We start from the raw sequence: 25,134 nt of genomic DNA, 5'->3' as shown, positions 1-25,134 counted from the left end.
AACATCGGCAGAGATGCAAGCTCCTTTGCAGATGCTTGGTGAAGCTTCTCCATGCCACGAAATACGTACGCCTCACAATTGTCCGGATATTCGATAAAGAGACCCGGCATGATTCCGTCCTGATCTATGGAGCGATGGCCACAAATTGTGCCACCAGTGGCAAGAATAGTTTTGATGTGGGCTCCACCTTGGACAAGCGTTGCTGCCCCAGCTATGGACGTTTCAGTGGGCTGCGAGTCCGAAACCCAATCAAGCAGGGCTGCGAAAAAGCCTCGTTGACCGCCCCTCCACTCACGCGGCCACCTACCAATAACTCTTCCGCAAGCAAAGCGGGAATCGTTGATGGGTATGCTCCAAAAGTCTCCGACCTCCAAACTGAGTGATGATTTTGGGACGTAAGGGAATACGCGCTTCCTCATGCTGCCCTCTGCCTAACGCTTGAGTTAAGCGGCGGCGAAGCCGTCCGCCTTGAACTTGATGCTACGCAGTACTACCACGTTGCACCACGAGCCGCCTCTACACGCACCCAGATATCGGGCGTACTACTTGCCCAGACACCACCGAGTAGATGACGAAAGGCAGGGTCTTGGCGCGCCTGAAGCTCTATGCGGTCTATGAACTCTGGCCCGACATGGTGAATAAGCTCCTCGAGCGGCCCCGCCGCAAGTACGCCGAGGACTTCCTTAGGTGGGTTGCGCGCGAGAATCGCTAGGATTGTTGCCCAGAAATCCTCGGCGTCTGCCGTATCCCCTGGAAACATGAAGCGTTCTGCAGCCCAAAACAATGGATGGCCCTCTAGCGATCGAGAGCCATCTTGTTGCAGGGCAATGTATGCGTTTGCCCAATCATCAATTGCCTGCGAGTCCATGCTGTGCTGCCTAACGCTGGAGTTAAGCAGCGGCGGAACCGTCCGCCTTGAACGAGATGTTAGACCGCATGCTACTCACGATATGCCGCCAAGGCTACGAACTGCTGGAGAAAGCACTGCCAGTGCACATAGGGCGCCTAGAACAAGAGCCTTGATGAGCAGCTCGGCCCTTGGAAAAGAGAGTGGACCATCCGGATTGCTCCAGCCGCCAGGAGCATCGTCGTCGGCCGTGACCAGATGACCGACAAACGCCCATACGGAGAAGCCGATGAGCGTATAGACATAGGGAACGTGCCACGCAAGCGAAAGCAGCAGCGCCGCTGCAATGACTATGACCAGCAGGATTGCGTAGCGCTTGGTGACTTCGGGTTTCATGCGGTCTAACGCTGGAATTAAGCGGCGGCGAAGCCGTCCGCCTCGAACGAGATGTTAGAGCCCATTGCCCGACAGGTAGGCCGGTGAGCGTAACGCCGCTGAGTATTGCTCGCTTGAGAGAAATGGCCAATATGCGATTTCGCGACCGCGAGTGGCACGATACGAATAGATCCTGCCGGCAATGCCGAGCGTGAACAGGTTGGCGATTGTGAGCAGCACAGCGGCGGACTTTGTGAGAACCGGCCAGCCGTATGGAAGATTGGACTTGAGAAACAGGATGCAACGCGCGGCGACCTCGCGTGCTTGCGGAGAAAGCCGATCGCGCCCTTTTAGTCGGTACTTACGCAAATCGCAGTACATGAGCCAAAAAGCTTTGTTGTAGATCTCACGAATTGCGGGATCGCTTGACCTCGGAATGCGGTCGTCGAACTGATGATTGGTGATGAGCCCCGCGACCAATGAGCGCGAAGCCTCTGCAAGTTTCGATCGTGCCTGTAGGTCAATCATGGGCTCTAACGCTGGAGTTAAGCGGCGGCGCAGCCGTCCGCCTTGAACGAGATGTTAGGCATCCGTGACAGGAATTGCCCCATGGTTTTACAAGATACAAGACAACCGGCCATGTCTACGCGTAGCGACCTACAGATTGTGGAACACAACATATAAGACGAAGGCAAAGAATACGGAAAAAGCGCTCCACCACACAACGCGCTCCGTTCTCGTCTTCGGGCTAGTTCCTCCGAAACCTGCCATTACAGAACCCTCATTAGGACGCCTAACGCTGGAGTTAAGCGGCGCGCGGCTTTTCGCGCGTCCGCTTGGACGATTTGTTAGCCCGCAAATGGGCTGCCGGGAAGCGCACTTGCTGCTGCAATTGCCGTAAGCACATGCTTGGAATTCACCGCCAAGGCTTGAGGAAGCATGTACGAAATATGTTCCTCGGTCTTGGCCCCGTTGTCGATGACACTTTCAATTTGCACGGGCAGAAGGTGATAGCTGACGTTTGATACCACCATACCGTGTAAAGCGAAAGCTGTGTCATTGGAAAGAACGGGCGCACCGCTCGCGCCTTTGAGCGCAGGGAAGGAAAGCTCAAGCGCGTCGTCACCTGCCGGACCAAGCATGTCTTGAACATCGATTGACCGCGTGATGTTGCCGATTCTTGTCGCAGGCGAAAACCGAATATTCTTGCCAGCAACCCTCGTAGTGCCGTACTCAAAGCACACCACGAACTTATTTGGATTGTGCTCTGTGACAATGGAAAGTGGTTGCGGTGCCTTACATCCAGGGACGAATAAGATTGCTATGTCGTGCTGCTGGTCGCGGTGTACGACGTTCGCCGGAAATAGGGTTGAGAGGTCACTTAGCAATACAACCGCAATCTGACCCGACCAGTCGCGGATAACGTGATCTGCGGTGAGCAACAAATGGTCTTTTTGGACGAAAAACCCCGTGCCGAGGAAATGCTGGATGTGTCCAGCTTCGTCGATGGCTAAGACCGGAACAATGCAAGACTGTGGATTCATGTGGTTTGCGGGCTAACGCTGGAGTTAAGCGGCGGCGCAGCCGTCCGCCTTGAACGAGATGTTAGACGGCACCCGCGGACTACGTGAGCACCGCACCAATGAGCCCAAGAACTACCGCTGCTACAAGAATGAATGAGCCGACCTTGATCAAAGCGCTTTGGGATGAGACGTAATCTACACCACGAAACCCTTCGTCTTCCTTGTTCATAGCACGGCGCGCTGGCGGAATTAGGTATACGAGGAAATTGGATACGACTAACGCAGGACACATAGCTGCAAAAAAGGACGGAAACAGCATCAAAGCGGTGACACTTGTTACTGGGGTGGGAAATAGACGTGCGGGCCCAACCAAGCTGGGATGAAACGCAAGATGCGCGGACCATGCGCCTGCGACCAGCAACCAAACGAATGCAACCCAAAGAGGAATCGCAAATAACGGCAGCAGTAGGTTCCATGCGGTCTTGCGGCGGTGCGACCGTTTTTGGGCGTGGGCGAGCCAACTTCCTTGCTTCAACTCCCGGCGAAACCGAGCAACTTGATCTTGGCCATCTCGCTTCTGAATCATGCATTGCCTAGGTGTGGGTGGTGCCGTCTAACGCTGGAATTGAGCGGCGGCGTAGCCGTCCGCCTTGAATGATTGGTTAGGCATTGGCGTGGCGGCCCCGGGCAAATGACCGGTAGCACGAGAGTGCGCAGATAGCGACCAATGCAGCCAGCACACTGTACCCGATGATATTTGCCCAGACTGCATCGGTGGTGGAGCTTGGAGCCCAACCCTTGGCGCCACTCCGTGCAATAAGCTCAGTTGCCAGCCCCAGCAACAAGCACAGCGGGTAGAAGAACAAGGCAGCTGAGAAAGTAAGGCGCCTTGAAGCAAGCAGATAGAGGTGCGTTGCTGCAAATGACCCACAGAGCAAAGCCGCCGCACTGCGACTGTATGTAAATGCAAAAGGCTCGGCGCCGTAGTACGACACCGACTCCGATGCGGCAACCAGACAGATCGCAAAGACTGTCAGCGCACCCAATGCATGAAGGATGAGAAAGACTCGGCTCATGATGCCTAACGCTGGAATTAAGCGGCGGCGAAGCCGTCCGCCTTGAATGAGTTGTTAGACCGCAACCGCGCCAGTATAGGCGTCACCGCTTTAGCCACTGCGGATCTGCAGCAAAGAATGCGTCGCCGATATCGGTCTGGTGGCAGCCTAGATGAAGCAGTTCTTGCACGAGCTCCCCGCGACCCAACGGCTGCGGATTGCTCCATGTACTTCCTTGGCCGTGAGGCGGGGTGACGCTAGCCATATAACCGTCCTGAGTTCGCTCGATGACGAGTGCCATACTTTGCTCTGCGGTCTAACGCTGGAGTTAAGCGGCGCGCGGCTTTTCGCGCGTCCGCTTGGACGATGGGTTAGGCCACATTAGCCGAACTCCCTCAAGTTTGGCGCGTCAGAGGAGATAACCGACACGCAAAGGTCTGATGAAACGACCAGCCACTCGTGCATGTTGCCTAGCGTGGAGGTTACATTGAGATAGTGACCAACTGAGCGCTCGCGCCAACCGCCGGAAGTAACACGATACAAAGCGTAGCGGCCCGGCAAGGCTGGCTCCCAAAACCCAAGCATGTCGCCCTCGTCCATAGCCTGGAAGGCGCGGGGATCTGAGAAGTGGAACTCAACGTAGCGGTCGATATCGACGGGGGCCGCTAGCACGATACGCAAACCTGATGCCGTGCTTGAGACTTCGATGATGGCTGAACTACCCAGCCACTCGAATTCGGGACCTGCAGGCTCAAGAGATGTATGCATGTGGCCTAACGCTGGAATTGAGCGGCGGCGCAGCCGTCCGCCTCGAGTGACTGGTTAGGTCTCTCAGCCATGTATCAAATCGTCCCAGCTTGTTGGCCCAAATGACCCGGCCGGAGTTGCGGGAGTCGCCGGTGTCGCAGGTGTTGCCGGAGTGGCTGGCGTTGCAGGAGTAGCCGGGGTGGCCGGAGTTGCGGGCGTCGCCGGCGTTGCACCAGGAGAGCTGCCGCGCAGGAACGCGACTGCCCCAGCATGCCTGTCTCTGAAGATGCCTCCTTTAAAGAAACCAAGGTGCCTACTTTGGGGAGAAAAAAGCGCAGCGCCTCGGACAAAGGCGACAAACCGCATGCGATCACTAAAAACGTAACCGCGGTCCTCATTGAGCCAAGCGACCAAATTGCAGTGCTTATCAAAGATTGGTTCCACGATTCCCCCGTATGGACCTAACGCTGGAGTTAAGCGGCGGCGGAGCCGTCCGCCTTGAACGAATTGTTAGCCCCCGGACGAGCTCATGATTGTGCTGAGAAGCTTCTCTGATTCATTGAGCAGAAAGTCTTGAGCTTTCATGAGCTCAACAAAGTCGGGATTGTCGGTGTGAGCAGACTGCGCCCACGCCATGTTCGCTGTGCGTGTGGCGATCGCGTCTAAGCTTTGATTGATACGCTGATTTCGCAGCAAGAATTCTTCGTATGTCATTCACAGTCTCCACTTTGGGGCTAACGCTAGAGTTAAGCGGCGGCGAAGCCGTCCTCCTTGAACGAAATGTTAGACGCCACCCTACGACTCGAAGCCAGCAGGAAGCAACCGGGCCTCTGCGATGGTGCAAATAGCGTTGCCACCCGACAGCAGGCGCACACCAAGAATTGTGTCTTGGTTAGCGAGCTCGGCTTGGATAACGACGACTTGCTGCTCGGAACCGTCCTCGAGCGACTGGATGGCGCAGCAAGGAATACGCATTGAAGCCGCAGCCGAGTCGCCCTGTACGAAGAAGACTGCGCATCCGGAGGCAACGTCGGCCTCAGTAGCAGGGCGGCCGATGACGCATGGCGTGCCGCGCCATTCACTTGCCGAGATTGGGCCCCAAAGGTCGGTCATTGCTAGTGGCGCCTAACGCTGGAATTGAGCGGCGGCGCAGCCGTCCGCCTCGAATGAATTGTTAGACCTCATCCCACAATTCCCTAGTCTTGGCTTTCTCTATGCTCACTTTTATGCGGGAAACGGATTGCTTCAACTCCCAGTGCGTTCTAAGCAGTTCACGATATGTCTCGACTTCCTCATACTTTCGTCCGTCGAAGCCTGGGTGATATGCGTACTCGTATCCTCTGGAGGGCGCACGACGCCAACTGCTGTTCTGGGTGGAGCCAGTCAACAGTCCACGCGCATCGAGAATCTTGCCAAGAGAAGATATTGCGCGCCTAAAAGCGTCGGAGAAGAAGTCATTCTGCGATGACGCGTATAAGTCCTGCTGTTGAAGCTCTTTGTTGTGGGGCCACCTATCTTTTGGACCAAGTGCAATCAAGCAAATCTCATCAATGTTCTCTAGGAGAGCGACCACATCTCCCTTGAACTCCCGGACAAAGTCAACGCCAGCCTCATTGACTTTTGCGTGATTTTCCTCCATCTGGCTAATCGCCTCTTTCTTAATCCACCCTTTAACCTCTGGAACGACAGAGACGGCGAAATGATTGAGAAGATCATCTAGCTGCTTGGACGTAGGAGTGATTTTTTTCTCAACTTCTTCCAACTCAACTTCTAGTTCGGTGCGGCTTTTCATTGGCATTCTCTTGAATCTCAGTTATGAGGTCCAACGCTGGAGTTAAGCGGCGGCGAAGCCGTCCACCTCGAATGAAATGTTAGACCGCGCGAATTCAAATACTAAGTGCACAGGCGCGGCCGCGATGGATAGTTGAGGTGATCGGCGATACTGACGATGAAACTTTTCCGGCCAGAAGAGGATCGTCGTCATGAAATATCGCCAGATCACCTCGGGTGAAAGATATATGCTGGCCGCGCTTCGAAAGCAAGGAAGCAGCGCAGCAGCCATAGCTCGCCAGCTTGGACGCCATCCGAGCACCATTGCGCGCGAGATCAAACGCAACCAGTGCAACGATGGGGCCTACCGGCCCAGCAAGGCCGATCGCCGCACTCGTGGCCGGCGATCGCGGTCACGCCGTAACCGGCGCTTCCGCCAAGAAGACTTTCGCCTGGTCGAGAGCCTGCTGCCGCATCTGTGGAGTCCGGAACAGATTGCCGGGCATCTCAAACGTCGCCATTTGCTGTCCATCAGTCACGAGACGATCTATCAACACATCTGGAAAGACAAGGAACGTGGCGGATGGCTCCACGCCTACTTGCGTTGCGCTACGAAGCGACGCCGCAAGCGCTATGGACATTACGATAGCCGCGGACGTCTGGCAGGCAAGAGGAATATCGGTGAACGACCCGCCGCCATCAATGACCGTAGCGTGGTCGGTCACTGGGAGATCGACACGGTCATGGGCACGGGCAGCAAGGACTGCATCGTCACCCTGGTGGAACGTCGAACTGGGTACACACTGATCGGCAAGTTGCCTGACCGCACGATGGAATCCGTGACAACCCGAGCAACGTGGCTCATTCGCAAGCACGCAGCTCGCGTCCAGACCATTACGGCTGACAACGGCACGGAATTCCATGACTACAAGAGCATCGAGCAACAGACTGGGATGTGCTTCTACTTCGCCAATCCCCATCACTCGTGGGAGCGAGGCACCAACGAGAACACGAACGGATTGATTCGTCAGTATCTGCCCAAAGGCACGAGCATGCATGCGATCACGCAGCTCGACTGCAGCCTGATCGCCGATGCTCTCAACGCCAGACCGCGAAAGAGGTTGAACTACCAAACACCTCAGGAGTGCTTCGATGAGAACTGATCAACTGTGCAGTTCAAACTTGATGCTACGCGGTTGCGACAAAGCACGCTCGGGCGACAACCACTGACACGACGAGCGCAATGCCTGAACAACCGCCTCCCCAAAAACTACCAGCTCTGAAGGCCGAACACTTGCGAGAACGCAACGGAGAAAGCTGCCGAAGCGAATCACCGCAAGCTGCCGTGAAACTGGGCGAAATACACGAAACGAAGAGCCAATACGCTTTGCCGACTAACGCTTGAGTTGAGCGGCGGCGTAGCCGTCCGCCTCGAACGAACTGTTAGCCCTCATGCCCGGGCCAGTGTCATCTGCCTCAATGATGAGGGAGACAGGCTGGCAGTACCAATGAAGATGGTCTCCGGCTGCGGGCGCGAGTAGCTGGTGAAAGGCGAGTAGATCCTCGTGAGCGCCAGAAAGCTCAAGCCAGCCATCTTTTGCGAGTTGGAGCTGCGCCGTGCCGCCCTTACTAACACGCAGGCCAAGCAAAAACTCGTCATAGGGCGCAGGGCTGCCGCGAGTGGCAGCCTCAAATGATGCAGCAGAGTGAGGCGATGACAGAAATGCGCCAAAGGCGTCTTGAAGAGAGCGTAACCCCTGTGCTGTGTCTAGCAGCATCGGGTCGCCAGAAGTGGAATTGAAGATGCGCATGGCTGTGACTGAAGGCTAACGCTGGAGTTGAGCGGCGGCGTAGCCGTCCGCCTCGAACGAGTTGTTAGGCATCATGGCACTTCGGCGGAGCATACAGCTGGGCTTGCCACGAATATTTTTGAGTTAACCCGCATGGTGTCGGCCCGATACGCTCGAATGTTATCAACGGTGCCAGTGTCTACGACGGTGAGCAAATTCGTCTCTGCGCAGAGCTCCAGCTCAACATAGGAGCCAGCTTGGCTACCCGCCTTCGCAAACGTCACAAAAACGAGATGCCGTTTATGAGCAGCTATGGCCGATGAAATGGCCGAGTTTGCCGAGTCTGTGTACGCGTCGAACGAAGGATGTTGCCGATGTGACGAACTCAGGTAAGCCTGGGCTAGGTCTAACGCCAAGCGATGATCGTAATGAAATGCATCGGCTGCCGAGGCACCGAAGCTAGCGAAAATCACAAGGGCTGCAAGAAAGCTCTTCATGAGGCCTAACGCTGGAATTGAGCGGCGGCGTAGCCGTCCGCCTCGAATGAGATGTTAGGCGCACCGCAGCTACCCCGAAACATGGTTGCTAGCCAATTGAAGCACGAATGCAATGACGAGAAAGGCCAGACCAACTTTGCCCCAGCGGTCGTAGAGCTTGCCTTTGCGGATCTCGTCATGATCGACGTCCGAAGTAACCCGATGAATAAGACCCTTACGATCAATGTCCGCAGGGAGGCCAAACTTGAAAAGCAAAAGAGCACCGATGATGCCTGCGACCAAACCTAGATCATTGAGACATGTATTCATCTTGGACGCCTAACGCTGGAGTTAAGCGGCGCGCGGCTTTTTCGCGCGTCCGCTTGGACGAGATGTTAGGCCTATTGCCCAACGTGCGGAACAAGAATGCCCAATGTTACGGCACCCAGACAAGCCAAGAGCAAAAGTACAATTGAGCATGCGCGCGCTTTTAGCGAAAACCGATCCAGGATAAACACGCGAACCCAGAGGAGAGCCTCTGACGCAAAGAACACCATAAATGGATACCTGAGTAGGCCAAAGCCAACATCCTCTTTGCGAAGAAAGATTGCAGAGAAGACGAATGCGATTGTTGGCAGTAACAGGAGGCCCAGATCCGAAACAAAAAGTACATGCTTTCGTTGCGCGAAGACGATAGGGATCGCCGCGATAGCTAACAAAAGCAACAGCGTCAGAACAAGTACGATCATGATGGGCCTAACGCTGGAGTTGAGCGGCGGCGCAGCCGTCCGCCTCGAACGGGATGTTAGGCATCAGCCCTCCGAACCCTGGCCCGAATCGACGGGGGCAATGGATGCCGAAGGCTGTGTCGATTTGACGCGTTTTTGCTCACGACGATATAGAACACCACCCACAATAATGACCGCCGCGCCGATCGCACGCAAAATGTTGTCGTGCGCAAAGCCAAGCACGAGCAGACCAAAAAACTGAACCAGCACGGCAACGTTAAACGTCGAAAATTTCATGGTGAGGCCTAACGCTGGAGTTAAGCGGCGGCGTAGCCGTCCGCCTTGAATGACTGGTTAGATGCCAGCATCATGGACTGCCATTAGACGAGCAAGCAAATAGTGACCAAACCCTGCTAGCTGCGACTCTGACAAGGACTCAAGGTTCTTGAGTTCGGTCGCCTCGTAGTCTTTCCAGGTGACCAAAGCCCGATGTTCCCATGGACCTTTGCCAGAGCCACCTGCATTGGACACGTCGTCCATGACGACGCGGAGCTTGCCATTTGCCAGCGGTTGAATGCTACAGACGACGCCTTCAGGACCGCGCTTTTGGTCATCCATTTCCCTGATCCTTCATTAGGCATCTAACGCTGGAGTTAAGCGGCGGCGTAGCCGTCCGCCTTGAACGAGTGGTTAGGTGCGCCGCGTGGCACCAACATAAGCCAGAAATACCACAAGACCGAGAAGAGTGAGGCCCAATATGACGGCAATTTTGTTACCTGTTGGGCTTCCCACAACTTGGGGTTTGGGATTGCCCCAGTTGTCCCACACAGCCTTCCACTGAGCATACAGCTCGGCACCAGCGCCGACGAACAACGGCGAGAATCCCAGAAGAAACGCAAGTTTTGAAATGTGCGTGTCTGGATTGTCCACGACGTACCAAATGGCCGCTGGCAACGTAACCAGGGTTAATGCTGCGACCTTCCATTTCGATGCTGCCAGGTCCATTTGCCACCTAACGCTTGAGTTAAGCGGCGCGCGGTAAGCGCGTCCGCTTGGACGAGTGGTTAGGGGGCAACTAGCCAGCCCCTTGATAGAGAACATAGGCTATTCCGGCGGCAAACAGCAAAGCAAATGACCCGAGCACGATGCCGACGCCAAAAACGCCGCGCTGCCATGGGCGCAAGGCATTCCATTGGGAAGCAAGCCGAACGAAAGGAATGCCGGTGATTGCCTGAAGTAGTCCTGCGAGTGCGAACCCAGCGGGTATAGTGAACTCCCATGGCACGTGGTGCACGCCGATGGAATTGAGCCAGTACCCAATAGCAACGAAGACAGCAAAGAGAGCTGATGCCCACGCAACTTGGAAAAGTCCCTTTACCCGTATGCCGCTGAGCACAACCTTTGCCCCTTAACGCGAAGTAGACCCCATAAGTGGGGTGTTGCGCCGAGTATGCGGGCATGGCGTGGAGCGCTCAAGCGTCGAATTTCTACTGCGGATCATGCATCTGCACTGCGAACGTGTGGTGCATGTGGTTGCGGGATGCCGTGTTATGCGGCGCTTTTGAGGGTGTATGAGTTACGCGGCGGAAGTGAGGGTGTAACGGGGTCAAAAAGGCCGCGGTTGCTGGCTCAGGTTGGGGTGGCGTGTTTGGATGCCGCCGCCTGCGCGCAGAACGGGTGGCCGCTGGCTGGAGTCGACGGATCATTCCGTCGAATGGGCTGGGAGTTCTGGCGTGAGTCGCACGCAAAGGTCCGGATGACGTGGAATAATCGACGTTCCCCGACAGGAGCTACTCACGCGTGGACAGCCACCACTACCTGCAGACCGCGTTGGTGTTTTTACTGGCCACGGTGATCGCGGTGCCGTTGACCAAGCGGTTCAAGCTCGGTTCGGTATTGGGATACCTGCTGGCCGGTGTGGTGATCGGACCGCAGATGCTCGCGCTGGTGGGCGATACCGAGGGCGTGAGCACGATCTCCGAGTTCGGCGTGGTGCTGATGCTGTTCGTGATCGGCCTGGAGCTGTCGCCGCAACGGTTGTGGGTGATGCGCCGGTCGGTGTTCGGCACCGGCCTGTTGCAGGTGCTGGCGACCAGCGTGGCGATCGCGGCGGCGGCGTACTTCCTGTTCGGTTTGACCGGCAAGGCGGCGACGATCATCGGTGGCAGCCTGGCGCTGTCGTCGACCGCGTTTGGCCTGCAGATCCTCGCGGAGCGCAAGGAGGTGGGTTCGGCTTACGGGCGCCAGGCCTTCGCGATCCTGTTGTTTCAGGATCTGGCGGCGATCCCGCTGATCGCGATGGTGCCGTTGCTGGCCAGTTCGTCGACCCAGCATGGCCTGGATCTCACCGGCATTGCGCGCACGGTCGGGGTGATCGTGGCGGTGGTGGTCGGCGGTCGCTACCTGTTGCGTCCGGTGTTCCGTTTCGTGGCGAAGGCGGATGCCGTGGAAGTGTCCACGGCGACCGCGCTGCTGGTGGTGATGGGTACCGCGTGGCTGATGGAACTGGCCGGCGTTTCGTCGACGCTGGGGGCCTTCCTCGCCGGCGTGCTGCTGGCCGATTCGGAATACCGGCACGATCTGGAATCGCATCTCGAACCGTTCAAGGGCCTGTTGCTGGGCCTGTTCTTCATCAGTGTCGGCATGGCGATGGATCTGTCGCTGCTGGTGCATCAACCGCTGTTCGTGCTGGCGGTGGTGCTGTCGCTGATGTTGCTGAAAGGCCTGTTGCTGTGGCCGCTGGGTCGCATCATCGGCGAGCTCGATCGCTTCGAGGCATTGCGCCTGGCGGCGCTGCTGGCCTGCGGTGGCGAGTTCGCGTTTGTGGTGTTGAAGCTCGCGCGCGAGCAGGAGCTGATCCGCGCCCCGCAGCACAACCTGCTGGTACTGGCGATCTCGCTGTCGATGGGGCTGACTCCGCTGCTGGTGGCCGCGCTGTCGAAGCTGCTGCCGGGCAAGGCAAAGAAGCCGGCGCGCGCGTACGACACCATCGACACCCACGTACCGCGGGTGATCATCGCCGGCTACGGCCGCATGGGTCAGATCGTGGCGCGCGTGTTGCGTGCGCAGAGCATTCCCTTCGTGGCGCTCGACCATTCGGTGGAGCAGATGGACCTGATCCAGCGCTTCGGCAATGTCACCGATATTTTCTATGGCGATCCGGCGCGGCCGGAGCTGCTGCGCGCGGCGCAGGCGGACAAGGCCGAAGTGTTCGTGCTGGCCAGCGATGATCCCGAATCGAGCCTGCGCGTGGCGCGCGTGGTGCGCCGGCAATATCCGCACCTGAAAATCATCGCGCGTGCCCGCAACCGTCAGCACGTGTGGCGGTTGATGGACCTGGGTGTCGACGATCCGGTGCGCGAGACGCTGTATTCCAGCCTCAAGATGACGCGCAAGGCGCTGGAGGCGCTCGGCCTCAGCGCGGAGCAGGCAACCGATCAGGTGGAACGTTTCCGACGCCAGGATGCGGAGCTGATCAAGGCGCAATACCTCGTCTACGACGACGAGACCAAGCTGGTGCAGACCACCCGCGAAGCTTTGATCGACCTGGAAAAACTGTTCGAAGCCGATGCGTCGCCGGAGGCCGAGCGTGCGCGCGAGCGCAACGCAGGAACGCCGTTGAGCGAGGAAGAATGAGCGCCTGAAGCCGGCGCTCTTCGAATCAATCTGCCGGTTGCGCCGGCTGCCGCAGGGTCTGCCGCACGCTCGGGATCGCGCCGGTGCGTGCGGCCAGTTCGTGGGCGATGTCGATGTAACCCAGTTGCCGCGCCACATCGGCCGCGGTGCGGCCAAACGCATCGGCGGCGTGGCGGTCGGCGCCGCGCGACAGCAGCACCCGCGCCGGCGGCATCAGTGCGTGCATGGCGCAGGCGTGCAGCGCGGTAACGCCGCGCTGATCGGCATGCTCGACCTTGGCCCCGGCCTCCAGCAACAGCGGCACCAGCGCGCCGATATGCGTGGCATCGCATTCGCTGCCGGGACGCAACTGCGCGCCGAGCAACAACAGCAACGGCGTCTTGCCTTCGCTGTCCGCGTGATTGATATCTGCCCCGCGCTTCAACAGGCTGTCGAAGAGGCGGCGCGCGCGCAGGCTGTCGTTGTGTTCGAAACCGAACTGCGCCGCCGCGTGCAGTGCGCTGCGGCCGGCGCTGTCGACGGCATTGACGTCGGCGCCGGCGTCCAGCAGCAACTCGGCGATTTCCGGGTAACCCATCGCGGTGGCCACCATCAGCGCGGTAGCCTCGTTCGGCAAGCGCTGGTCGACGGCGACTTCATGCTGCAGCAACAAGGCGACCAGCGCCTCGCGCCGCGCGGCGACGGCCGCGGCCAACGGGGTGACGCCGCTGGTTGCGGCCAGCGCCGGATCGGCACCGGCGTCGAGCAGGCAGGCGGCCATCTCGCGATGGCCGGCGCCGCAGGCGCGCAGCAGTGCCGAGGCACCCTGGTCGTCGCGGGTATCGACGGCGAAGCGAAGTTCCAGCAAACGCTGCACCGTGGCCAGGGCACCGGCGGCCGCGGCGGCCGGCAAGTCGCTGGCGCGCAGTGGGCGATTCGGTCGTGGCCAGTCGCGCCAGTCCAGCCAGCGCTCCACCGCCGGATGTTCCAGTGCCAGTCCCAGCGGCGTCTCGCCGTTCGCGTCGGCCGCTTCGGGGTTGGCGCCATGGGCGATCAGCGCGCGCACCAGTGGCAGTGCCTGCGCGCCGTGTTCGAGTGCGGCAAACAGCGGCGTGCGGCCGTCGCGATCGCGCGTATTCGGATCGCAACCGCGGGCCAACAGTGCCTGCAGCAATTCGGACTGGGCGTTGACCACGGCCAGATGCAGTGGCGTGCGTTCGCGTGGATCCGGCCCGAACGGATCGGCACCGCGCTCAAGCAGGTTCAGCGGCAGCGCGGCAGCTTGCGCCGTGTCGTTCAGGCGCGACAGCGCGAGGGCGAGCAGGCCGGCGCCGGCCGGGGTGGCGCCCGCATGCAGCAGGTCGTCCAGCGCTTCGACGGAGTTCGGCAGTTGCGGCAGCAGGGCGTCGAACAGGCGCCGGCCGAGCGGCGGCAACACCGGGGCGTCGGCGGTGTCGGCATCGTCGATGTGCGGTGCTTCCAGGCGCGCCTCGGCGTCGAGGCCGTGATCGAGCAGCCAGCGGCGGGCGGCGGCGAGACCCGGCGTGGCCAGGTCGAGGTAGAGCTGCGCCAGTTGCGGCTGCGGCCAGTCGCGCACGCGTTCGGCAAAGCCCGACACGATCGCCCAGTGGCCGAAACGCAGCGCATCGAGCAGGTGGGCCGGCGTATCGGCGCCCTCGGCCAGCAGATCCTGGCTGAGGCTGGCCGGCAGCGGCGTATCGGGATCGAGCAGGGCAACCAGGTCCCAGCGGCCGGCAGCGGCGGCGTGGTCGAGCGCACTGCGGCCGTCGCTGCCGGGGGTTTTCGGCTCGGCGCCCAGCGCCAGCAATGCCCGCACGGTTTCGCCGTGGGCATGGGGCGACTGGCAGGCCAGGGTCAACGCATCGCGCCCGTGCTGGTCGCGCACGCGCGCGTCGGGCTGCGCCTCGGCCAGTAGCTGCACGATGCCGCCGGCACCGGCGCGCGCCGCTTCCATCAGGGCGGTGCTGCCGTTGCGATCGGCCAGCGTCACGTCCGCACCGGCGGCAACCAGCGCGCGCGCGATCTGCTCGTGCCCTTCGGTGGCGGCGCTCAACAGGGCATGCCGATGGCGTGCATCGAACGCGTTGACGGCGGCACGATGCTTGAGCAGCAACTTCACGCCGGTGACGTCGTCGTCCGCAATGCCGGCGGCCGCGACCAACGCCGGTTCGCCGTCGGCCGGTGCCGGCTTGGCACCGCGCTCCAGCAGGAACTTGGCCAGCGGCCAGTTGGCGGCACGGCAAGCGGTTGCCAGCGGGCTGATGCCGGCCTGGTTGAGGGCGTTGATCGGCGCGGCGGCATCCAGCAGCATCGCGGCCACGCCGGGTTCGGCACTGAGCACCGCACCGTGCAGCGGGGTGTTGCCTTCGACATCAGTGACCAGCGGGCTGGCGCCATTGGTGAGCAGGGTGAGTACCGCCTCGGCGCGGCCGTGCCAGCTGTTGCGGGTGGCGGCGAGCAGCGGGGTGACGCCACCGCTGGCGCGATTCACGTCGGCGCCCTTGACGATCAGGGCGCGCAACAGGCGGATGTCGGGCAGGAGGGCTGCCAGCATCAGCACTGGGCGCTGGTCGCGGTCATCCGCCACGGGCGCGGTGTCGGGATCGGCACCGGCCTCAACCAGTGCCAGTGCACGCTCGATATCGCCGTCCCGCGTCGCGGCCAGCAGCGCTTCGGCTTGTTCGGGCGTGCCGGCGGTGCGTTCCTGTTCACTCAGGACCGGACGCGGGACGGGCGCGCCGACGGCCTTCGCCAGCGGCGCCTGATCGCTGTGCCGGCGCGGCTGGTGCTTTTCGCAGAGCAGTGCGCGCAGCGTGCGGTTGGCGATGGTCAGGCAACCCAGCGGCAGCAGCACGACGCCGTAGAGGGCCAGTGCGGCGATGCGCGGCTCGGGCGGCAACACGCCGTACAGACCGGTCAGCGCGATCGCCCCGAAGGCCAGCAGCAGCAGCGCCAGTGCCGCCGGCAGGAAGTGGCTAAAGAAACGTTCTTCGCGCGACAGGTGGCGACCGAACGCAATGCTGCGCAAGGTGGCGGTGAAGATCCACGAACCATCACGCTGGCTCGGATACGCGTCGTCCCACACGAACACCAGGCCGAACGCCGGCCACAGCCGCCACAGCACCGCCAGCGCCAACACCAGCGCCGCGGCCAGCATCAGCGCGGCGCCGAGGCTGGGCGCCTGGGTCAGCTGCAGCATCGGCCAGGCGACCAACACGAACACCAGCACGGCGTAACCGGTGAACATCACCAGATGCGCGGCGCCGCGGCGCATGACGGTGCGGCCGAAATGCGGCTCGGGATCGAAACCGATCGCGTGGCAGACCGCCGCCATGGTCAGCGCATTGGCCAGCAGCAAAGGGATCAGGGTCAGCGGATGGGAGGCCAGCCCGGCAGCGGCGACGGCGATCAGCCCCGGGACGAACCAGGCAAGCGCTTGCAGGAGGGGCGGGCGGCGACGCGATTTGGGCTGGGTCATGGGAACAGTATAGAAATCGTTGGATTGGCAGACGGTAACCAAGTGTTAACGCCAGCGACATGACGCGCGATTCACTCGTCCCGCGTATTCCGCGGTGAATGGGTATAGGCGGGATGGTTGGCGGCCGCGAGGGTTTCCTGCGGCGGCAATTGCAGGTGCCAGCCCTGGCTGCGCAGATGTTCGAGCACCTGGACGGTGTCCTCGACCGGCAGCTTGCGTTGCTCGTCCAGTTGCACTTCCATCACGAAGCGCAACTCGCCCAGCAGCAGGACCAGCGATTCGGGCAACACATCGAAGGCATCGCGTCGCGCCAGCCACAGATAACTGTCGGCTTTGCGCAGGCTGGCGTAGACGAAACATGGCATGGCGGTACCCGCGGGAAATGCGTGAAGGGGCGGCGCCCCGGAGCATTCGTGAGGGTAACAGGAGCACGACCCGACGGCGCCGATGCGGCGCAACCGGTTCAACCTCGCTTCAACATCAACCCCAGCATGCGTCGGAAGCGCGCGCCATACGGCGGATTCAGCAGCCCGGCGCCGTTGAAGCGGGCCTGCCGGAAGACCGGCTTCAGGTGCGAGAACGTGCGGAAGCCGGCTTCACCGTGATAACCGCCCATGCCGGATGCGCCGACGCCGCCGAAGGGCAGGCCGTGCTGGGCGATGTGGTACAGCGTGTCGTTGACACTGACGCCGCCGGCGTGGGTTTGCGCCAGCACCCGGTCGACGTTGGCCGGATCCTGCTCGAACACGTACAGCGCCAGCGGATGCGCGCGCGCACCGACATAGGCGATCGCCTGCTCCAGCGTGTCGTAGGGCACCAGCGGCAACAGCGGGCCGAAGATCTCCTCGCGCATCACCGCCATGTCGTCGCTCACCCCGCTCAACAATTGCGGCGGCAGCAAGCGGCGGGTCGAATCTTCCGCGGCGTCGCCCAGCGGATGCACGCTTGCGCCCGCAGCCAGCGCGCTGTCGCGCAAACCGACCAGGCGCTGGTACTGACGGTCGGAAACGATGCTGGCGTATTGCGTGCTTTGCGCCAGTTGCGGATACATGCGCGTCATCGTGCTGCCCGCGAGATCGATGAACTCCGCCACGCGCGCGCGCGGCAGCAGCACGTAATCCGGCGCGATGCAGGTCTGCCCGGCGTTGACCAGCTTGCCGAACACGATGCGTTCCACCGCGTGCTCGAAGCGCGCGCCGGGGCCGATGATCGCCGGCGACTTGCCGCCAAGTTCCAGCGTCACCGGGGTGAGGTTGGCGGCCGCCGCGCGCATCACGTGATGGCCGACCGTGGTGGAGCCGGTGAACAGCAGATGGTCGAACGGCAGCGCCGAGAAGGCCTGCGCCACGTCGGCATCGCCGTTCACCACCACTACTTCGTCGGACCGAAAATACTTCGCCACCTGCTCGGCAAAGAGCGCCGAGAAGCGCGGCGTAAACTCGCTCATCTTCAGCATCGCGCGATTGCCGGCGACCAGTGCGTCGACCAGCGGACCGACGGCCAGGTACAACGGGTAGTTCCACGGCACGATGATGCCGACCACGCCGCGCGGCTGCGGCCGCAATTCGGTGCGCGCGGGCAGGAACAGCAGGTCGGCCAGGCGCCGGCGCGGTTTCATCCAGCGCCGGCCGTGGCCGAGCGCGTGGCGGATCGCCGACAGGCTGGGGAAAATCTCCAGCAGGTCGGTTTCCTCGCGCGGGCGACAACCGAAGTCGGCGTTGATCGCCGTGGCGAACGCTTCGCGCTGTTCGCGCAGCATTTTTTCCAGCTGGCGCAATCTGGCTGCACGTGTAGCCCAGTCCGGCATCGGCTGAGCCTGCTGGGCAGCGCGCAACGACTGCAGGTGCTGGCTGAGATCGGATGCGGAATCGGTCATCGAAGCTACTCGTGTAAAGGTGTGCAGCATGCGCTCATGCGGTCGGCGTCAGAACTTGGCGCGCAGCTCGACACCCCACATGCGTGGTGGCGTGATGTTCGCGTAAGCCGAGCCGAGCGGAGCGGCCGTATTGTCGACGCCGGTGACGTAGCGTTTGTCGAGCAGATTGGTGACGAAGACGCCGACACCCCACTGCTCGCCCGGTGCGTTCCAGTCCAGTCGCATGTCGACGCTCTGCTGGGAAGTACCCACGGGAAAGTTGGGACTGACCTGGCAGGTGCCCTGAAACCCGGAACCGCTGTTGCAGCGCGTCTTGCCGCGAAAGCCGTAGGCGGCGTCGTAGACCAGGCTGCCGTTGAATACATTCGGCAGGGTATAGCTGAGGGTAGCGGCACCGGAGAAGAAGGGCGTACCGGTCGGTTGACCGGACACGTTCTTGCCGTCGGTGGAGATGTAATGCGTGTAGGTCGAATCGATATAGGCACCATTGAGGCCCAGCCGCAGATCGTCAAACGGTATCCACTGCAGCTCGGCCTCCAGCCCATGGGCGTGCTGGTCGCTGGTGGTTATCACGTATTCCGGAACGCCGTTGGTACCTGCTGGTGCCGGCTGCAACGACAGTCCTTGCAGGTTGTCGTAGGTGTAGTAGTAGCCGGTCACATTGAACAACAGGTGCTGGTCTGGGAACACGGTCTTGACGCCAGCTTCGTAGTTGGTGACGTGCTCCGGCGCGTAGGTTCCGCCAACTTGCTGGAAGTTGAAACCGCCAGCCTGGTAGCCCCTCGTCACGGAACCATAGGCCATCACGTTCGGGGTGAAGTGGTAGTCCAGCACTACGCGCGGGCTGACGTTGCGCCAGTTGCTGCTCCTTTGCGTGGATACCCCGATTGGACCGGCGGTGTCGGGGGTGAAGATCAGGTTTTGCCCGAACTCGGGGAGCACAAGATCATCGAAAAGCGGATTGCCTGACGGCGGCAGCGTGGCCAGGATCGCATCGAGCTGTGGCGCGTGGCGCCGTGGAATCAGCCAGCTGTATCGCTTCTGGTCGAGGGTGAAACGCACGCCCGTGGTGAGGTTCAGCTTGTCGTTGAGGTGCCAGATCACGTCGCCATAGGCGGCGTACGAGGTGATGGTCTGGCCATTGTTGACCTGTTCGGTCCACGGGTTGCCGAGCAGGGAGGCCAGCTGCGGCATGGTTGGAATGAGGCTGTCGACCAGTGGCCACCCCACCTGGCTGGCGAAATTGTTGAGGATCAGCGTGGTCACGGAGTTGGTGTTGACGCCGACCTGGCTGATTTGATGCGACTTCTCCAGATAGAAACTGGTGCCGGCGACCCAGTCGATCAGGTCGGTGTTGCCGGATAGCTTGAACTCCTGGTACCAGCTGTTGTTGTGCTCCTTGTTGGCTGTATGGAGATAGGTGCTGTCGTTGTTGGTGCCGTCGTAGTCGCCCAGGTTGAAGGTGTCGAAGTTGCGCCACGCCGTGGTGGACGTGAAGTCACCCCAGCTGAAGGTATGGTCGACGGTCAGAGTGGCGCCATCGAAACGGCGCGTTTCGGCCCCGCCGACGGCGTCGTTGTACAGCGGCGAATGCAACGGATTGACGTAGGTCGCCGGATCGGCGGGGTAGGGCGGTATCGTCATGCTGTTCAGCGGTGCCGGGAGCCGCGTGTAGCTCGACGGCGGAATCAGCCCGAATGCCGGATGCGGCGCCTGCTTGAGTTTCTCGTGGTCCCAGGCCAGCAGCACCCGCGTGTCTGGTGTGATGTTCCAGCGATATACGGCTCGCGTGCCCCAGTCGTCGTTGCCGCCGTAGTGCCTGCCGGTGGCGGCATCCTTGACCCAGCCGTCGCTCTGGTTATCCAGCACGCTCACGCGCAGCGCCATGTCCTGGTTCAGCGGGATGTTGAGCAACGCGTCGCCGTAGCGCGAGCCGTAATTGCCATAACGCAGCGTGCCCTTGGCCTCGAACTTGTCGCTTGGCTCATTGGTAATGATCGAGATCGCACCGCCCGCGGAGTTGCGACCGAACAAAGTGCCTTGCGGACCTTTCAGCACCTCGATCCGTGCGATGTCGTTGAATGCCAGCAGCGAACCGCCGGTACGTGCGGCGTAGACGCCATCCACATAGACACCGACCGCGGATTCCGTGCCGGCACCGAACCCGCTGCCACCGATGCCGCGCAGTTCATAGGATGGCTGGGTCGGTTGGTCGGCGCTGACCACCAGACCGGGCACGAAGATGTCCATCTTGCTGATGTCGGTGGCGGCCAGCGTCTGCACCTGCTTCGCGGTGATGATCTGCAGCGGGATCGGCACCGCCTGCACCTCTTGCGAGCGGCTCTGCGCCGTCACCGTCACGTTGCCGAGCAGTTTCGCCTCGGCGGCCTTGGCCTTGCTGTCGGCTGCCTGGTCGGGCGGGGTGGCCGTGCCGCCGGTGGCGGCATCCTGCGCAGCAGGGTCGGCGCCGAACGCCAGTGACGGGCTGCACAACAACAGCAGCGTGCTGCCGCCGAACAGCAGTCGGCGTAGGCTGATCGAGAGTGGACGTTGACGCATGCTCATTCGGTGCTCTCCCCTTGCATCGGATCGCGCGGCTGCGGGCAGCCGCGCACAGGTGTCATGTATGGAATCAATGGATCGCCACGCAGCTCCCCGGCTGCGCCGCGATCCACGCCTTGATCAATGCCACGCCTTCGCGGTGCACGGTGCTGCGGCCGAGCTCGGGCATCATCACGCCCGGTTCCTTCGAGGCCAGCCGGTACGGCAGGATCGATTCGTCCGGTTGGCCCGGCACGATGTCGAAGAAGTGGTCGCCGGTGCCCCGGCCGGCCGCGGTCGGCGGCTTGCAGATGCCCAGGTGGCGGTCTTCCGGCGTGGCGTAGTCGAGCGTGAGCCCGGTGGTGTTGGCCGCGCCGTTGCCGTTGTGGCAGTGGCCGCAGTTGATGTCGAGGTAGGCGCGCGCACGTGCATCGAGCGGGGCGTGGCTGTCTGCCCAGTTCACATCGCGCGGTACCTGGTCCAGGGCCGGCAGGCCGCTGAGATAACCGAGTTTCACCAGGTGTTCGAGCTGGTTCGCGTTGCCGTCGGCGTAGTGGTAGTCCTTGTTGATGTGGCGTGCCTTTGGTCCGATCGGATGGATCTGGCGGTCGACCCAGTCCTGCGCGTGGCAGCTTTTGCACTGGCTCTCGTCGGGCACCACGTAATTGAAATCCTCGCGGGCGGACTGTCCGGCGACGGGTTTGTCATCAAGCAGGGTCAGCGGCAGCACCGCGCCGGTGCGCGCCAGGGTGGCTTCGGTTTGTGCCTCGTTCCACACATAGGGGATCGCCGCCCAGCCGTCCTTGCGGTGGACCAGGATGCGCGTCTCGACCAGGTGCACCTTCGCCATGTCCAGCCCTTGCCCGGCGAAGTCGTGCGAATAGTCGTCGGTGCGGGTCACGTCGGTGGTCTTGTCGCCGGCACGTGGGTAGTAAAACGTCTTGCTGATCACGGTACCGACCGGGAGGTCGAACGTGTCGGTAGGGTGGTACTTCGCCGACTTGCCTTTCGGCATCCAGATCGTGCGCAGTTTGTGCGCGTAGTCGGTGAACAGCGGCGTGTTGAGATCGTACGGCACCACGCCGTCGTTGAGCTGCAGCTTGCCGCCATGCACCTCGACCACGTGCCAGTCGCTGAGTTTGGGCGGGCGACCGTCGGCGTGGAACGCCACCGGCGGCATGCCGCGCTGGCAGCTGGCCAGCAGCAACAGGATCAACAGCGGCCCCACCCGTTTCACCCGCGACATCGGTAACCCAACCCTCATGCTTTCGGTTCCGGATCGAGCACCACCGACGGCAGTTTCGGCAGCGTGCACTGGTACGGTTTCATGTCGGTGGTGGGGTTCTTGTAGTCATGCGGGCCGTCGGCATTGATCACGCCGCTGACATCCTGGATGCAGATGCGGTCCGCCGCCGGCGGCATGCCGTCGACCAGGCTTTTCGGATCGACGTAGCCATCCCACAGCACGTCCGGAAAGTGACCGGTCAAGCCGTACATCGCGGTCTTCAGGGTTTTCAGCTTGATGCCATCGGGTGAATCGCCGCCGCCCTTGATCCGGTTGCCGTAGATGAAGATGCCCTTCGGGTACGGGTTGTAGTTCGGCGCCACGCCGCGGGTGTTGTAGTAGTTGGTCGAGAAGTAGCTGGAGATGATCACGTTCGCCGTCTTGTGGTCAGCGATGTCGTTGTCGAAGATCTCCACCTTGTCGTTGGAGTTCACCACCATGCCGGAGCCGGCCGGCACGCTGGCCACCGCGGCGCCCTTGGCGGCGAAATTGTCGGTGTTGTTCGCGTACACCTTGTTCTTGAACACGCGCGTGCTGTGACCTTCCTGCGACAGGTTCGGCATGTTGAACACCAGGATGCCGCCGGTGTTGTTGGTGGCGGTGTTGCCGTAGACATCGGCGTCCACCGAGTTCTCGATCTCGATGCCGGCCACGTTGTACTCGGCGCGGTTGTTGCGCACGATGATGTTGTGTGACTGGCCGACGTAGATGCCCGCATCGGAGGCGCCGATCACCACGGAGTTCTCGATCAGCACGTTCTGTGTCTTGACCGGATACAGGCCATAGGCGCCGTTGGTGGTCTTCGGCCCGCCGGTCCATTCGATGCGCACGCCGCGGATGGTGATGTTCTTGCCCTGGTTGATCTTCAGCGCGTCGCCCTTGGTGTCCTCCAGCGCCAGGTTCTCGATGGTGAAGTCGCTGGCATTCACCAGCAGGCCTTCGGGGCCCACCACCTGGCCCTTGAACGAGAGCACGGTCTTGTCCATGCCGGCGCCCTTGATGGTGACGCCATCGGTGCGCAGGCTCAGGCCACGCCTGAGCGTGTAGTGGCCAGCCGGAATGTCGATCACGCTGCCGGGTTTGGCGTCCAGCAACTGCTCCTGCAGTTTCGCCTCGAAGCTGGCGTCGGTGGTGTTTTGCGGTGCCGGCTCGTGGTTGCCACAGCCGGCAAGAGCCGCGCCGAGCGCGACGGAAAGGAACAGCTTGCGCATGGTCGTTGAACTCCCCATTCGAACGAAACCTTCGGAATGGCCCCACTGTTGCGCAATCCGCCGGGAAGGGGGAGGGCAAAACGGCCAAGGCATGGGGGTCAAATCGGCCAAAAGCCGATTTACGTCTTCACGATGCGGTGCGGCGGGCATCTTGTGGCGGCATGCCGGTCCAGCGCTTGAACGCGCGGCGGAACTCGCGCGGGTCGCTGAAGCCGACCTCGCTGCCGATCTGGGCGACGCTCAACGTACCGGTCTGCAACAACTGCAGGGCGCGTTCGGCGCGCACGCGGTCATGGATTTCGCGGAAGATGCGTCCGCTCTCGGCCAGCTTGCGGCGCAGCGAGCGTTCGCTGAGGTTGAGCGTGCGCGCCACGTCGTTGAGCTTCGGCTGTTGCGCCAGTTGGCTGCGCAGCAAGCGTTCCACGGCGGCGACGATTTCCTGGTGCGGCTCGCCGCCGTCCGGCGTGCGCTGCTGCGCGCACAGCGCCAGTGCCTGCTTCGCGGTGAGCGGGTTGTAGCCGGGCAGGGGCCGCGCCAGCCACTGAGTGTCAATCAGCAATCGGTTCTGCGTGGCGCCGAAGCGGATCTCGCAACCGAACAACGCGGCGTATTCGTCGGCGTACGCCGGTCGCGGATAAGCGAACTCGACCCGCACCGGGTGCAGCGCCGGTCCGACCAGTTCGCGCGCGGTCATCAGGCAGCTGGCGAACAATTCCTCGCAGAAAAACGGCAGCAGCTCGGTATCGCCAAAACGCGGCCACGCCACCAGCGCCACCTCGCGCTCGCTGAGCGGCTCGATGTTGAGGTCGAGCAGGCAGCCGCAGATCTTGTGGTGGGCGATACCCGCGAACATCGCGTCCCCGAGCGTGCGCGAGGTCATCATCGCCAGGCCGAGCAGGCCGAAGCCGCCGATGGTGCCCTCGCGGCCGATGCGCAGGCCGGCGTCGGGCACGTCCAGCGCCTGCAGCGCACGGCGCACGAACGTATGGGCCTGGCGATAGGACACCCGCAGCGCCGGATCGGCAACCTGCACGCGGCTGAGCGCGAGGCCGGCGAACCACGGCCGGCTGTCGATGCCGCGCGCATCGGCGAGCTGCATCAAGTACAGCAGTTTGTTCGGCGGAAATTCCGCGGCGGTGTAGCGCGGGTCGTCGCTCGCCAAGGACGGCCCGGTACCGTATGACAGATCGATCATGCTGGCGGGACGTGCCATGCGAGTGCTCCGACGAGGGCCTGCTGGCGCAAGCCAGCGAAGAAGTCATTTCTATAGCATGGGTGCCTGCCGCGCCGTTTGCGCGCCGCACAACGTTTCCGCCACAAACGGCAGGAGCGGGATCTGGGCCGGCACGATGCCGATCGGCGCGAAGTGAACTGGCCAGCTATCGCCGCACGACGGCGCCGGTGGCTGCGTGTGGAGCGTGACTGCACAGGAGAGACGTAAAAGAAACGGCACCCGCATGGAAGCGGGTGCCGGGTAAGCGGCCTTGGGCTAGCGGGTCAGTGCCAATGGTTTCCGTCGTGATCATGGTCATGGTCATGGTCGTGATCATGATCGTGGCGATGATCGGGGCCGTCGTGGCGCACGACCCGGCCATGATCGCGCGGCGGCACCACCAGGCAGCCACTGAGCGACAGCGTGCCTGTCAGCAGGCTGGCGGCGATGAGGATGGTGGACATGAATCGGCGCATGGGCTTCTCCTTAGCTACGGTGTGCAAGAAGTAGCACGCGACCCATCGCATTGCCGTCCATGCGGCCGTTCGCCGACGGGCTGCGTTCATCCGCCGATGGGTTGTCG

General features: G+C 61.7%; 26 protein-coding genes. 2 read left to right on the top strand and 24 right to left on the bottom strand.

Features of this window, described 5'->3' with window-relative positions; translation table 11 throughout:
- Window positions 1-490: 490 nt before the first annotated feature.
- The 9 genes from ACPPVV_RS17720 to ACPPVV_RS17680 all read right to left on the bottom strand — a co-directional run bounded on the left by ACPPVV_RS17720 (window position 491) and on the right by ACPPVV_RS17680 (window position 6,339).
- On the bottom strand, window positions 491-868 hold the full coding sequence (locus tag ACPPVV_RS17720; protein ID WP_426701183.1) for a DUF6869 domain-containing protein: 378 nt from the start codon (window positions 866-868) through the stop codon (window positions 491-493).
- Between the two features lie 75 nt (window positions 869-943).
- Window positions 944-1,243: a hypothetical protein gene (locus ACPPVV_RS17715; protein ID WP_426701182.1), complete on the bottom strand. Its 300-nt coding sequence runs from the start codon at window positions 1,241-1,243 to the stop codon at window positions 944-946.
- 54 nt (window positions 1,244-1,297) lie between these two features.
- Window positions 1,298-1,750 carry a hypothetical protein gene (locus ACPPVV_RS17710; RefSeq protein ID WP_426701181.1) on the bottom strand — a complete coding sequence of 151 codons (453 nt, stop codon included), beginning with the start codon at window positions 1,748-1,750 and terminating at the stop codon, window positions 1,298-1,300.
- Between the two features lie 320 nt (window positions 1,751-2,070).
- Window positions 2,071-2,766: a S1 family peptidase gene (locus ACPPVV_RS17705; protein ID WP_426701180.1), complete on the bottom strand. Its 696-nt coding sequence runs from the start codon at window positions 2,764-2,766 to the stop codon at window positions 2,071-2,073.
- A gap of 641 nt (window positions 2,767-3,407) precedes the next feature.
- The gene (locus ACPPVV_RS17700; RefSeq protein WP_426701179.1) at window positions 3,408-3,821 is read right to left on the bottom strand and encodes a hypothetical protein; all 414 of its coding nucleotides are present in this window, start codon (window positions 3,819-3,821) and stop codon (window positions 3,408-3,410) included.
- 360 nt (window positions 3,822-4,181) lie between these two features.
- Window positions 4,182-4,568 carry a hypothetical protein gene (locus ACPPVV_RS17695; protein ID WP_426701178.1) on the bottom strand — a complete coding sequence of 129 codons (387 nt, stop codon included), beginning with the start codon at window positions 4,566-4,568 and terminating at the stop codon, window positions 4,182-4,184.
- Window positions 4,569-4,631: 63 nt separating this feature from the next.
- Window positions 4,632-4,991: a 4-fold beta flower protein gene (locus tag ACPPVV_RS17690; protein ID WP_426701177.1), complete on the bottom strand. Its 360-nt coding sequence runs from the start codon at window positions 4,989-4,991 to the stop codon at window positions 4,632-4,634.
- A gap of 66 nt (window positions 4,992-5,057) precedes the next feature.
- Window positions 5,058-5,261, bottom strand: a complete 204-nt coding sequence (locus tag ACPPVV_RS17685) for a hypothetical protein (protein WP_426701176.1) — start codon at window positions 5,259-5,261, stop codon at window positions 5,058-5,060.
- A gap of 460 nt (window positions 5,262-5,721) precedes the next feature.
- A complete protein-coding gene (locus tag ACPPVV_RS17680; protein WP_426701175.1) occupies window positions 5,722-6,339 on the bottom strand; it encodes a hypothetical protein in 618 nt (205 codons plus the stop codon).
- 190 nt (window positions 6,340-6,529) lie between these two features.
- On the opposite strand from ACPPVV_RS17680, the gene ACPPVV_RS17675 reads away from it, so the two are divergent.
- Window positions 6,530-7,480 carry an IS30 family transposase gene (locus ACPPVV_RS17675; RefSeq protein WP_426701174.1) on the top strand — a complete coding sequence of 317 codons (951 nt, stop codon included), beginning with the start codon at window positions 6,530-6,532 and terminating at the stop codon, window positions 7,478-7,480.
- A 231-nt stretch (window positions 7,481-7,711) separates the two neighbouring features.
- On the opposite strand, the gene ACPPVV_RS17670 is transcribed toward ACPPVV_RS17675, so the two are convergent.
- The 7 genes from ACPPVV_RS17670 to ACPPVV_RS17640 form a co-directional block, all read right to left on the bottom strand.
- The gene (locus ACPPVV_RS17670; protein ID WP_426701173.1) at window positions 7,712-8,128 is read right to left on the bottom strand and encodes a hypothetical protein; all 417 of its coding nucleotides are present in this window, start codon (window positions 8,126-8,128) and stop codon (window positions 7,712-7,714) included.
- A gap of 71 nt (window positions 8,129-8,199) precedes the next feature.
- The gene (locus ACPPVV_RS17665; protein ID WP_426701172.1) at window positions 8,200-8,604 is read right to left on the bottom strand and encodes a hypothetical protein; all 405 of its coding nucleotides are present in this window, start codon (window positions 8,602-8,604) and stop codon (window positions 8,200-8,202) included.
- A 69-nt stretch (window positions 8,605-8,673) separates the two neighbouring features.
- Window positions 8,674-8,913: a hypothetical protein gene (locus ACPPVV_RS17660; RefSeq protein WP_426701171.1), complete on the bottom strand. Its 240-nt coding sequence runs from the start codon at window positions 8,911-8,913 to the stop codon at window positions 8,674-8,676.
- A 71-nt stretch (window positions 8,914-8,984) separates the two neighbouring features.
- Window positions 8,985-9,332 carry a hypothetical protein gene (locus tag ACPPVV_RS17655; RefSeq protein ID WP_426701170.1) on the bottom strand — a complete coding sequence of 116 codons (348 nt, stop codon included), beginning with the start codon at window positions 9,330-9,332 and terminating at the stop codon, window positions 8,985-8,987.
- A gap of 63 nt (window positions 9,333-9,395) precedes the next feature.
- On the bottom strand, window positions 9,396-9,608 hold the full coding sequence (locus ACPPVV_RS17650; RefSeq protein WP_426701169.1) for a hypothetical protein: 213 nt from the start codon (window positions 9,606-9,608) through the stop codon (window positions 9,396-9,398).
- A 57-nt stretch (window positions 9,609-9,665) separates the two neighbouring features.
- The gene (locus tag ACPPVV_RS17645; RefSeq protein WP_426701168.1) at window positions 9,666-9,929 is read right to left on the bottom strand and encodes a hypothetical protein; all 264 of its coding nucleotides are present in this window, start codon (window positions 9,927-9,929) and stop codon (window positions 9,666-9,668) included.
- Between the two features lie 72 nt (window positions 9,930-10,001).
- On the bottom strand, window positions 10,002-10,316 hold the full coding sequence (locus tag ACPPVV_RS17640) for a hypothetical protein (RefSeq protein WP_426701167.1): 315 nt from the start codon (window positions 10,314-10,316) through the stop codon (window positions 10,002-10,004).
- Between the two features lie 795 nt (window positions 10,317-11,111).
- On the opposite strand from ACPPVV_RS17640, the gene ACPPVV_RS17635 reads away from it, so the two are divergent.
- Window positions 11,112-12,947, top strand: coding sequence for a monovalent cation:proton antiporter-2 (CPA2) family protein (locus tag ACPPVV_RS17635; protein WP_426701166.1), 1,836 nt, complete (start codon window positions 11,112-11,114; stop codon window positions 12,945-12,947).
- Window positions 12,948-12,972: 25 nt separating this feature from the next.
- Here the strand turns inward: ACPPVV_RS17635 and ACPPVV_RS17630 are convergent, their stop codons facing one another.
- The 8 genes from ACPPVV_RS17630 to ACPPVV_RS17595 form a co-directional block, all read right to left on the bottom strand.
- Window positions 12,973-16,425: an ankyrin repeat domain-containing protein gene (locus ACPPVV_RS17630; RefSeq protein ID WP_426701165.1), complete on the bottom strand. Its 3,453-nt coding sequence runs from the start codon at window positions 16,423-16,425 to the stop codon at window positions 12,973-12,975.
- A gap of 71 nt (window positions 16,426-16,496) precedes the next feature.
- Complete coding sequence (locus ACPPVV_RS17625; RefSeq protein WP_426701164.1) at window positions 16,497-16,790, bottom strand: YcgL domain-containing protein; 294 nt, start codon at window positions 16,788-16,790, stop codon at window positions 16,497-16,499.
- Between the two features lie 98 nt (window positions 16,791-16,888).
- Window positions 16,889-18,301 carry a coniferyl aldehyde dehydrogenase gene (locus tag ACPPVV_RS17620; protein ID WP_426701163.1) on the bottom strand — a complete coding sequence of 471 codons (1,413 nt, stop codon included), beginning with the start codon at window positions 18,299-18,301 and terminating at the stop codon, window positions 16,889-16,891.
- 48 nt (window positions 18,302-18,349) lie between these two features.
- Window positions 18,350-20,866: a TonB-dependent receptor gene (locus tag ACPPVV_RS17615; protein ID WP_426701162.1), complete on the bottom strand. Its 2,517-nt coding sequence runs from the start codon at window positions 20,864-20,866 to the stop codon at window positions 18,350-18,352.
- A gap of 67 nt (window positions 20,867-20,933) precedes the next feature.
- Window positions 20,934-22,106, bottom strand: a complete 1,173-nt coding sequence (locus tag ACPPVV_RS17610) for an SO2930 family diheme c-type cytochrome (RefSeq protein ID WP_426701161.1) — start codon at window positions 22,104-22,106, stop codon at window positions 20,934-20,936.
- Entirely contained in the window at window positions 22,103-23,338 is a 1,236-nt protein-coding gene (locus ACPPVV_RS17605) for a parallel beta-helix domain-containing protein (RefSeq protein WP_426701160.1), read from the bottom strand. Before ACPPVV_RS17605 ends, ACPPVV_RS17610 begins: the two co-directional genes overlap by 4 nt.
- A gap of 127 nt (window positions 23,339-23,465) precedes the next feature.
- The gene (locus ACPPVV_RS17600; RefSeq protein ID WP_426701159.1) at window positions 23,466-24,551 is read right to left on the bottom strand and encodes an AraC family transcriptional regulator; all 1,086 of its coding nucleotides are present in this window, start codon (window positions 24,549-24,551) and stop codon (window positions 23,466-23,468) included.
- Window positions 24,552-24,835: 284 nt separating this feature from the next.
- The gene (locus ACPPVV_RS17595; protein ID WP_426701158.1) at window positions 24,836-25,027 is read right to left on the bottom strand and encodes a hypothetical protein; all 192 of its coding nucleotides are present in this window, start codon (window positions 25,025-25,027) and stop codon (window positions 24,836-24,838) included.
- Between the last annotated feature and the right edge of the window lie 107 nt (window positions 25,028-25,134).

Source organism: Rhodanobacter sp. Col0626 (genome assembly GCF_049994385.1).
GTDB lineage: Bacteria > Pseudomonadota > Gammaproteobacteria > Xanthomonadales > Rhodanobacteraceae > Rhodanobacter.
This window is presented reverse-complemented; position numbering and strand designations above follow the sequence as displayed.

Excerpts from the sequence above, each read along its gene's own strand:
- ACPPVV_RS17670 (WP_426701173.1), bottom strand. The coding sequence starts at position 8,128 with ATGCGCATCTTCAATTCCACTTCTGGCGACCCGATGCTGCTAGACACA.
- ACPPVV_RS17715 (WP_426701182.1), bottom strand. The coding sequence starts at position 1,243 with ATGAAACCCGAAGTCACCAAGCGCTACGCAATCCTGCTGGTCATAGTC.
- ACPPVV_RS17720 (WP_426701183.1), bottom strand. The coding sequence starts at position 868 with ATGGACTCGCAGGCAATTGATGATTGGGCAAACGCATACATTGCCCTG.
- ACPPVV_RS17655 (WP_426701170.1), bottom strand. The coding sequence starts at position 9,332 with ATGATCGTACTTGTTCTGACGCTGTTGCTTTTGTTAGCTATCGCGGCG.
- ACPPVV_RS17615 (WP_426701162.1), bottom strand. The coding sequence starts at position 20,866 with ATGAGCATGCGTCAACGTCCACTCTCGATCAGCCTACGCCGACTGCTG.
- ACPPVV_RS17610 (WP_426701161.1), bottom strand. The coding sequence starts at position 22,106 with ATGAGGGTTGGGTTACCGATGTCGCGGGTGAAACGGGTGGGGCCGCTG.
- ACPPVV_RS17710 (WP_426701181.1), bottom strand. The coding sequence starts at position 1,750 with ATGATTGACCTACAGGCACGATCGAAACTTGCAGAGGCTTCGCGCTCA.
- ACPPVV_RS17675 (WP_426701174.1), top strand. The coding sequence starts at position 6,530 with ATGAAATATCGCCAGATCACCTCGGGTGAAAGATATATGCTGGCCGCG.
- ACPPVV_RS17695 (WP_426701178.1), bottom strand. The coding sequence starts at position 4,568 with ATGCATACATCTCTTGAGCCTGCAGGTCCCGAATTCGAGTGGCTGGGT.
- ACPPVV_RS17600 (WP_426701159.1), bottom strand. The coding sequence starts at position 24,551 with ATGGCACGTCCCGCCAGCATGATCGATCTGTCATACGGTACCGGGCCG.
- ACPPVV_RS17625 (WP_426701164.1), bottom strand. The coding sequence starts at position 16,790 with ATGCCATGTTTCGTCTACGCCAGCCTGCGCAAAGCCGACAGTTATCTG.
- ACPPVV_RS17645 (WP_426701168.1), bottom strand. The coding sequence starts at position 9,929 with ATGGATGACCAAAAGCGCGGTCCTGAAGGCGTCGTCTGTAGCATTCAA.
- ACPPVV_RS17650 (WP_426701169.1), bottom strand. The coding sequence starts at position 9,608 with ATGAAATTTTCGACGTTTAACGTTGCCGTGCTGGTTCAGTTTTTTGGT.
- ACPPVV_RS17640 (WP_426701167.1), bottom strand. The coding sequence starts at position 10,316 with ATGGACCTGGCAGCATCGAAATGGAAGGTCGCAGCATTAACCCTGGTT.
- ACPPVV_RS17680 (WP_426701175.1), bottom strand. The coding sequence starts at position 6,339 with ATGAAAAGCCGCACCGAACTAGAAGTTGAGTTGGAAGAAGTTGAGAAA.
- ACPPVV_RS17620 (WP_426701163.1), bottom strand. The coding sequence starts at position 18,301 with ATGACCGATTCCGCATCCGATCTCAGCCAGCACCTGCAGTCGTTGCGC.
- ACPPVV_RS17700 (WP_426701179.1), bottom strand. The coding sequence starts at position 3,821 with ATGAGCCGAGTCTTTCTCATCCTTCATGCATTGGGTGCGCTGACAGTC.
- ACPPVV_RS17685 (WP_426701176.1), bottom strand. The coding sequence starts at position 5,261 with ATGACATACGAAGAATTCTTGCTGCGAAATCAGCGTATCAATCAAAGC.
- ACPPVV_RS17595 (WP_426701158.1), bottom strand. The coding sequence starts at position 25,027 with ATGCGCCGATTCATGTCCACCATCCTCATCGCCGCCAGCCTGCTGACA.
- ACPPVV_RS17665 (WP_426701172.1), bottom strand. The coding sequence starts at position 8,604 with ATGAAGAGCTTTCTTGCAGCCCTTGTGATTTTCGCTAGCTTCGGTGCC.
- ACPPVV_RS17605 (WP_426701160.1), bottom strand. The coding sequence starts at position 23,338 with ATGCGCAAGCTGTTCCTTTCCGTCGCGCTCGGCGCGGCTCTTGCCGGC.
- ACPPVV_RS17630 (WP_426701165.1), bottom strand. The coding sequence starts at position 16,425 with ATGACCCAGCCCAAATCGCGTCGCCGCCCGCCCCTCCTGCAAGCGCTT.
- ACPPVV_RS17705 (WP_426701180.1), bottom strand. The coding sequence starts at position 2,766 with ATGAATCCACAGTCTTGCATTGTTCCGGTCTTAGCCATCGACGAAGCT.
- ACPPVV_RS17660 (WP_426701171.1), bottom strand. The coding sequence starts at position 8,913 with ATGAATACATGTCTCAATGATCTAGGTTTGGTCGCAGGCATCATCGGT.